We start from the raw sequence: 7,656 nt of genomic DNA, 5'->3' as shown, positions 1-7,656 counted from the left end.
CCTTCCGGCGATAGCGGATTACATCTGTGCTTGGGGTTTTCTAGATCAATGGCATAAAATTTAGGCTTTACCTTATAGTTCTGATGGTATTTCAGCAGTTTATTGTAGGCAATTTTAGAGAGATCGTCAAACTTAAAATCATAGATGAACATTGAAAAACCCTTTTTGATGTGCTGGTCGATGATATGCCTGATCACAAAATAGGTCTTTCCTGCGCCCGGTGTTCCAGCAACTAAAATTCCCCTAAAAGGATTAACAATATTGATCCAACTGTCCCTCACCTTATTTTTAAGCCTATACTTTGCAGGTAGGTTAATAGAATACTCGTTTTCCAACAGGCGTTCTTCCTGCGGAAAAGTTTCATTCTCGGAATTGAAAACATCCTTACTTAAACCGTTTTTGATCAGCCTGCTCAAAAGACCTCCGCCAGTCAGGATCAGCATGTAACCAATAGCCGTAATGCCCATATACAAAACGCCAATCAGTTTTGGTGGTGCATAAAGGTAGAAACAAAGCGAACTGATAAAATAAAGCAATAGCCCTGTTAACAGGTATGCAATGATCGAATTCTTTTGTATTTTTTCATCTTTCTTCCCCTTGACTGCAACCAGCGAAACAGCCAGTAAAAGCAGAGCGAACAGCTTTGGCATGAGCACTCCTTTGAACAGTCCTGTCTTTGAGATGTTTGCTATCAAACGATCGGTAATTTCTGCCGTCCAGCCCCATTGCTTGAAAGCAATATAGCAGCACAGATAAAAATGAATGGCTAAAATGAAAATGCTGATCAGTCTGGTAAAATCAACGATCTTCCTTAGCCCTTGGATGTCTTCTCCTGTATTCATGATAAAATATTTTAATTGGTTTACATACTTAGTCCTTGTTCGTTATCCTGTGATTTGTGTTTTCTGCGTTTACGCTTCTTTTTAAGTCCAGTTCCGAGTGGTTCATTGTTTTGCTTTTCCAGTAATAGACCTAGATAATCGGTCGGTTCTGGTAGCTTGAGATAAGTGGTCGATTCCCTTTGGAGTTCATTACTCTTCTCTTTTTGGACAGGTTTTACTTGGTTGTTCGCCGCATGAAGATCCATTTTCTCTTTTAGGCTTCCTTTTACATTTGCGTTGGCATATTTAAAAGTTTCTGAAATTGGCCTATCAAAACTGAATTGTTGGTCGAACAGTTTTTCACCCGAATTTTTGAATGCCACACGGTCAAACTGGCCTAATTTTTTAGAGTGTTCCGTATTTCTGCCCCTTGATTTGTTCATAGGGCTCAGTTTGATCTTGTTGGTAATATCCTTACGGCTAACGATGACCTGAACGTGCATCTGTTCCCCTGGCTTTGCAGTTCCCCGTTTGACCTGTCCCTTCTTTACCTCTTTATCTTTATGGGAATAGTAACGGTGGTTTTCCAGTTTGCCGAACCATAAAAGGTCTGCATTGGAATTGATGTCAGTACGCTTGAAATTCTTTGCATATTCATCCATCACCTTGATCGCGTATTCTTTTAATTTCTCCCTAGCGCCATCTTCGCCATACAATTCCTTAAGGTGGCTGATTTCTTTTTGGCTTGGACTGATATTAATGAGAAAGAACTTCGAATCTTCCTTACCTAATTTTGCAATGTTGTTATCCAGTTTATTTTTGACCTCGTAGGATTGGACGGTACTACCTTTGCCATTGAACCATAACATCGGTTCTTCTGGCTTATATAATCTGTTCTCCTTATCCAGATAATGCACCAAAGCTCCACTACTAGCTTTGTTATCTCCTTTTTCGCTATCGCTAATATTGATATACATTACTTAAAGGCTAGCTATCTGTTTTCTCACGTTTTCAATCAGATCTTCCCTTTCTCTTGCTTTAAAAGAACCGAGTTCTTCACGATTTCTAATATAACCATTCAGTATCAGCAGGAAATTTGTCTTTAGTTTTTCCTTTCCCTCTATCGCTTTGACAAGCAGGTTTTCTGTTTCCTGAAGTTTGGAAATGTGTTCCTGTTGGTTTTTGAGGATGCTTTTATTCGCATTCACCACCTGTTCGTTGAAGTATTTAACGATATCCTTTTGATTAGAAATCATCTTGTCCATAGCCTCCTTCATTGGAATGAGAAGCAATTGTTCTTGTGTCTTGATGAAACTGGTGTAGACCTTATGGCTCTTAGCAAATGAACTTTTTAATAAATCGTCATTGATATCGGAAGGGTCTTTTTTGGTTCTGTAGAAGTATTCAACCATTTTAACGAACAGTTCACGTTTAGTTATTCCAAGGGACGAGGCTACTTTTGCGAACTTTATATCGAGCAATGCGGGATACTTCACTGTGTTTACATTATCCTTTTCCATGTCTGATAATTTATTTATTGCCAACATTCAGAAGGGAATTCTTTTTTTGCTGTTTGATGCCTTTCCAAAAGGCCAAAGAATTCTTGGAGAATTCTTGAAACCCTGTAGCAGTAGCGTAGGGGCTAAAAGTAAGGCTCTGCCTAACTTCCGCTTGCTCCTTTTCTTGAAGGAGAAAAGGACACTGCAAGGAGCCCGAAGCAGTGCGGCTAAACAATGGTATTGTAGATAATGGAGCTGTACTTTTCATAACCAGATTTTACGTACAGCAAATTTGGATAGTAGATATCAGCTATAATGGTTCAGTGTGGTATATACCAGAGAGATTTATTTTCGATATAAAATTGCTTCGAGATAAGTTGCAGTTTTTTTGGCGGGTTCTAATATTGTAAACCGTAGTATCTACAATATAATCCAAGTGAAATGCAATAAACATTGTAGAAAATCATCTAGGCATATCGCTAGATAACCCTTAAAGAATAAATTGCAAATTTTATCATTGTTTCAAATACAACATACTCAATGGATAGGGCAAAAATAAAACCGTTAAGTTCCTCCCAGGGAAAGGGAGAACAAAGCATTTCAAATCTGTTGGATACCATCGAAAAAGGTGATATCCCAAATGAATTGTTTATTTGCAGATTACTCGAAATGGTTATTGAAATGAACAATAAGATCGACAACCTTGGTCAAAAAATTCTTCACCTTTCCGATATCAACAAAAAGATCAATGAAATACATATCCTGCATTTTCCCAAAGAGCATTTTCAGACAGATAAAACGCTCAGGGAAAAATATCTTGCAGAAATTATCCTTGGAATCCCCAAAAAAAGAAAAACATAGAAATCAAATTTTTGGTATCACTTTGTCGCTTGGTACAAATTTTAGTAGTTCTTTCAAGTAAGTTTCGGTCTCCACCAAGCTGCCATGGCGGTTCGCAGAACAGATTTCAGCCAATGTCCAGCCTGCCCTGAATTTCTTGACGTTAGAAAAATGCTTGAAAGAATATAATGTATAGTTCTTTTTATCCAGTTTGGTGGCCCTTAGGCATTTTTGGAACCTATAATATGGTGTGTTCTCACCAACTCTCTTTTCACTGATGATGGTATCGGTTGATCCCAGCAAGTGGTAATTTTCCGGATATGAAGCAATCTTTAACAGCTTTAGTTCCTTTAAGAGGCTAGCATCAATATTAACTGGCAACGACTTCTTGTTTTTTGAAATAGACGCGGGTACGGTGATAACTTTCTGCGAAAGGTCGATATGCTTGAGTTGCAGATAGCGCAGCTCCTTGGGTCTGATACAAGTATAATATATCATCTTCACAAAAAACAGGCAATATTCATCATGCTCGCCAAGGTACTTCATAATGGTTTTGAAATCCTTTTCGGAAAAAATCTGATGAGATTCTGTCTTTATTTTCGTTCTGGTCTCGATATCGGTAACTGGATTTACCGCTACATATTTGTTAACTTTCAGATACCGAAAATAGTTATTCAATATGATCCTAGAGCTATTATAGGTGACACCGCTCCACGTCTTTTCCTTTTCCATAAAGTTTAGGAACTCGGTAATTTCATAGTCGCTGATCTCGGTTACTCTTTTATCGGCTCCATAATATTCGACAAATTGGTTAATCTTAGAAAGATACGACTGGCGTGACTTCTTCCTTGTTCCCTTTGCAATGTGATATTCTTCGAACATAGATTTAGCCTTTTCCAGAGTCAGAGAGGTAATCTCCCTTTTAAGTTTAGCATTGGCTTTATCGTCCAGTGGACTCCATCCTCCCTCAAGTGCATCATGGTAGGCCTTGCACATATTGGTGAAGTGCTTGAGTTTTTCTTTGGGATCCTTTATCCTATTGAGGTTTTTGGTTGGCCTGAACCTGACCATCTTGTCGGTTTCTGGATTGTGGAAAAAAAATTCTACATACCAATGTTGTTTGGCCTCTTCTTTAGCCCATGTGCTGCCCTTTGGAACGGTTGTGACCCGTTTTCCCTTAACTAATTTTGGAATAGTAAAAGGTATTTCTGGAGCTGCCATATAATCCAAAGATAAGAAACGTGGCTGACTTTTGGCTGAGTTAACCTCTGATAATCTACTAAAATGTTGATTATCAGAGGTGTTACGGGGTTTTGTGGAGAATATCGGATTCGAACCGATCACCTCTTCACTGCCAGCGAAGCGCTCTAGCCAAATGAGCTAATCCCCCAGTTCGGCAACAAAAGTAATTAAAAGTTGAACTTTGACAAATTTTAATAACTATTATATTTTAACAGCTATTAGAAATTATCAGATTGATTTTTAACTATTAATTAATAGGCTATTGTAAATAACTAATAATTACTATTTTAGAGGTCCTATATGCGCTCAAAATCATCCTATATTGCAAAATACGCAGTTTTAATATTGCTTTTTTTGGCGAGTAATTTTGTCAATGCACAAAATATGGGCCCAGCTCCTGCACCAAAGGATATTTCAGAGATTAAACAGATGCCCGCATCTGTAGATAAAATTGTTCAACTTATCCGCTATGCCCGCAACCCAAGAATTGTCTACAATGACGAAGTAAAGCGCTTAATTGAAGAAGCACTTCAAACAGCTCAAGAACTTAAAAACGATGAGTTAATTGTAGGGCTAATCTCTACAAAAGCATCAATAGAACTAGGCTTGGGCAATCAAGATGCAGCGATAACCTACATCAAACAAGCCGAAACTTATGCACATAAATTAAAAGATGCCCAGGCGGCAAGCCTATATGGCGATTTAGCAAGGATTCATAACAGGATAGGGAATACCGAAAAAGCGATCTTTTACTTTGACAAAGTCGAAGACCTTACCAAAGATAAACCACACCTTATTTTTCTAAGGGTAATAAACTTCAGGAATAGGACAAACTTAGACGTTAGGACCGGCAACTATGATAAAGTAAAATCAAACTATGAACTTGCAATTAGATTAGCCAAAGAAAGCAACAATCAGGCCCTATTAAGGGATACACGATTTGCTTATGCAAGTAGCTTGTTAAATGTTCGTAAGGAGGATGAGGCCTTTTCCATTTTAAAAGAACTAATACCAGATTTAGAAAATACATTAAGTGATAAAACAGGGCAGTTTTTAGAGATACTATCTAGAAACTATGAAAAAAGTGGAGATTACAAGAATGCTTTTATCTACTCAGAAAAAACGTTTAATTTACCCAATGCAACTGTTCAACAAAAAGGGAACAACATCAATAGGATGATTTTACTTTCATTCCTTCTAAAAAACTACGGCAATTTTGACACTTACTATTCTGAGCATAAGAAATATGGAATGGATCAAAACAACTTATACTCCAAAAAACAATATTTTCTAGCAGAAAGTAGGTACTTCGATGCGAGGGAGAATCTTAAACTAGCCAAAAACAATTACCTTAAAGCTTTAAGATTAACAATGGGCCAACAACTCGCCCCTACCCTAGATCTCGAAATTTTAGCTGGCCTTGCAAATGTTTATGCTCGTGAACGTAAAGTAGATTCTGCATCGTTCTATTTTAAAAAGGCAGAAAGCTTATTAAAAAAATATAACTTACCTCCCGCAGCAAGACTTATTTATGCCAACGCCATCAAAAAATTTAGTCAGTATAAGCCTATTGGTCAAGACACACTCATAAAAAATCTTGAGCAGGAAATGCATTTAAGAGATACATTGCATCAGCTGCGTTTATCAAAAATTACCGGCGAACTTGAAACGAAATATAGAGTTACTGAAAAACAAAAAGAATTAGAATTAGCCAAAAAGGCACAGCAGCTTCAAACGCTAGAAATTAAACAGCAAAAGCAAAAGAACTGGTTTGTTACTATAACTGCAGCAATTGGCATCTTTATTTTTGCAACAATAGCTTATTTAATAAACCAACGCAAAAAACAAGCAACCATTCTTCATAACGCCACACTAAATGATTTAAAAAACCAACATAGAATTGACATCATGAATACCTTAACGGATGCTCAAGAACAAGAAAAAAGGAAAATTGCCGAACGCCTGCATGATGAAGTTGGTGCCATGCTATCAATTGCCAAACTTAACATTAACACGTTAGAGGAAAATGTTTTTGCTGCAGATAGCAATGCAACCGATAAACTGCAGGTTACCAAAAATTTAATGAATGACATTAGCACAACCGTTAGAAACATCAGTCATAATTTAATGCCAATTGCCTTAGAAAAATATGGCTTTAAAAAAGCATTGTTAGATTTACTTACCTCCATAAAAACAGCCAACAGCATAAATGTCGAATATTTGATTGAAGGTTTAGAAAAAACCGAAAGATGGCCACAAAACTTTATGCTTAGCACTTACAGGATTATTCAAGAAGTATTAAACAATGCCATTAAACATGCTGAAGCAACACATTTATTTGTGCAATTAGTAGAACTAGACAACACCATTACCATTTATATTGAAGATAATGGAAAGGGAATTGAAGCCAACAAACTAAATGAAGAGGGAGCAGGGATGAAACTCTTAAAGACCAATGTTGATTACTTGTCTGGAAAACTGGAAATAAACGAAAAACCAAACGAAGGAACATTTGCACTAATAGAATTACCAATACCAAAACCAACGGAAGCATGAAAATTCAAATGATATTAGCCGACGACCATCCTGTTGTTTTAAAGGGTATAAACGCTCATTTGAGTCAAGACCAGCGCTTTCAAGTTATTGCAATGGTAAACAATGGGTTGGAGTTACTCAATTCAATGGCCCTAGATAAGGCAGATATTATTTTGCTAGACTTGAATATGCCAGGTCTTGATGGTTTAAAAGCAATAACAGCGCTTATAGAAAAACGAATAAAGGCTAAAATCATAGTGTTAACCAACTATCATTCTTTTGAACTGGTTAAAGATTGTAAATTACGTGGCGCCAGCGCTTATATTGTCAAGTCTGATGAGTTACAAAACTTAGCCAACACCATCTTAAACGTAATGGCTGGCAAGGAAGTTTTCCCAAGATTTGATGAAAAAGAAATTCCAGATGCTACCTTTTCTTACTTTGATGATTTTCTAAAAAAATACAGGCTTACAAAAAGAGAGGTAGAAATTATAAGATTGGTTTGCCAAAACTTAAGAACAAAGGATATTGCCGAGCGATTATACCTCTCTGAGTTTACCGTTCATACACATAGAAAAAATATCATGCGTAAACTAGAGTTATCAGACTCTACTGTTGCGCTTTATGAATTTGCCATAAAAGCAAATTTGATAAGTTAAAAAAGGCCTATAATTGTAAAGTAATGGCTTAATATTTGATGATTGAAATGAACAAACCGT

Annotated in this window: 7 protein-coding genes and 1 tRNA gene; 3 read left to right on the top strand and 5 right to left on the bottom strand. The window is 36.9% G+C overall.

Features of this window, described 5'->3' with window-relative positions; all coding sequences use genetic code 11:
- The 3 genes from EZ428_RS23500 to EZ428_RS23490 all read right to left on the bottom strand — a co-directional run.
- Positions 1-842: YWFCY domain-containing protein (locus tag EZ428_RS23500; protein WP_205945808.1), on the bottom strand; the 842-nt coding region annotated here is incomplete at its 3' end.
- Between the two features lie 20 nt (positions 843-862).
- Positions 863-1,798: a DUF5712 family protein gene (locus EZ428_RS23495; RefSeq protein WP_131555786.1), complete on the bottom strand. Its 936-nt coding sequence runs from the start codon at positions 1,796-1,798 to the stop codon at positions 863-865.
- Positions 1,799-1,801: 3 nt separating this feature from the next.
- Positions 1,802-2,341, bottom strand: a complete 540-nt coding sequence (locus tag EZ428_RS23490) for a BfmA/BtgA family mobilization protein (RefSeq protein ID WP_131555785.1) — start codon at positions 2,339-2,341, stop codon at positions 1,802-1,804.
- Positions 2,342-2,860: 519 nt separating this feature from the next.
- On the opposite strand from EZ428_RS23490, the gene EZ428_RS23485 reads away from it, so the two are divergent.
- On the top strand, positions 2,861-3,181 hold the full coding sequence (locus EZ428_RS23485) for a hypothetical protein (RefSeq protein ID WP_131555784.1): 321 nt from the start codon (positions 2,861-2,863) through the stop codon (positions 3,179-3,181).
- 3 nt (positions 3,182-3,184) lie between these two features.
- On the opposite strand, the gene EZ428_RS23480 is transcribed toward EZ428_RS23485, so the two are convergent.
- Positions 3,185-4,381, bottom strand: coding sequence for a tyrosine-type recombinase/integrase (locus EZ428_RS23480; protein WP_131555783.1), 1,197 nt, complete (start codon positions 4,379-4,381; stop codon positions 3,185-3,187).
- Between the two features lie 95 nt (positions 4,382-4,476).
- Positions 4,477-4,550, bottom strand: a tRNA-Ala gene (locus EZ428_RS23475).
- A 152-nt stretch (positions 4,551-4,702) separates the two neighbouring features.
- Between EZ428_RS23475 and EZ428_RS23470 the strand changes: the two genes are divergently transcribed.
- Positions 4,703-6,958, top strand: a complete 2,256-nt coding sequence (locus tag EZ428_RS23470; protein WP_131555782.1) for a tetratricopeptide repeat-containing sensor histidine kinase — start codon at positions 4,703-4,705, stop codon at positions 6,956-6,958.
- Entirely contained in the window at positions 6,955-7,596 is a 642-nt protein-coding gene (locus EZ428_RS23465) for a response regulator (protein WP_131555781.1), read from the top strand. The genes EZ428_RS23470 and EZ428_RS23465 overlap by 4 nt, the downstream gene beginning before the upstream one ends.
- The last annotated feature ends 60 nt before the right edge of the window (positions 7,597-7,656 follow it).

Origin of the sequence: Pedobacter frigiditerrae (genome assembly GCF_004331645.1) — a bacterium.
In the GTDB taxonomy this organism is placed as follows: Bacteria; Bacteroidota; Bacteroidia; order Sphingobacteriales; family Sphingobacteriaceae; genus Pedobacter; species Pedobacter frigiditerrae.
The sequence above is the reverse complement of the archived record's forward strand: the minus strand, read 5'-3'. Positions and strand labels throughout refer to the sequence as shown.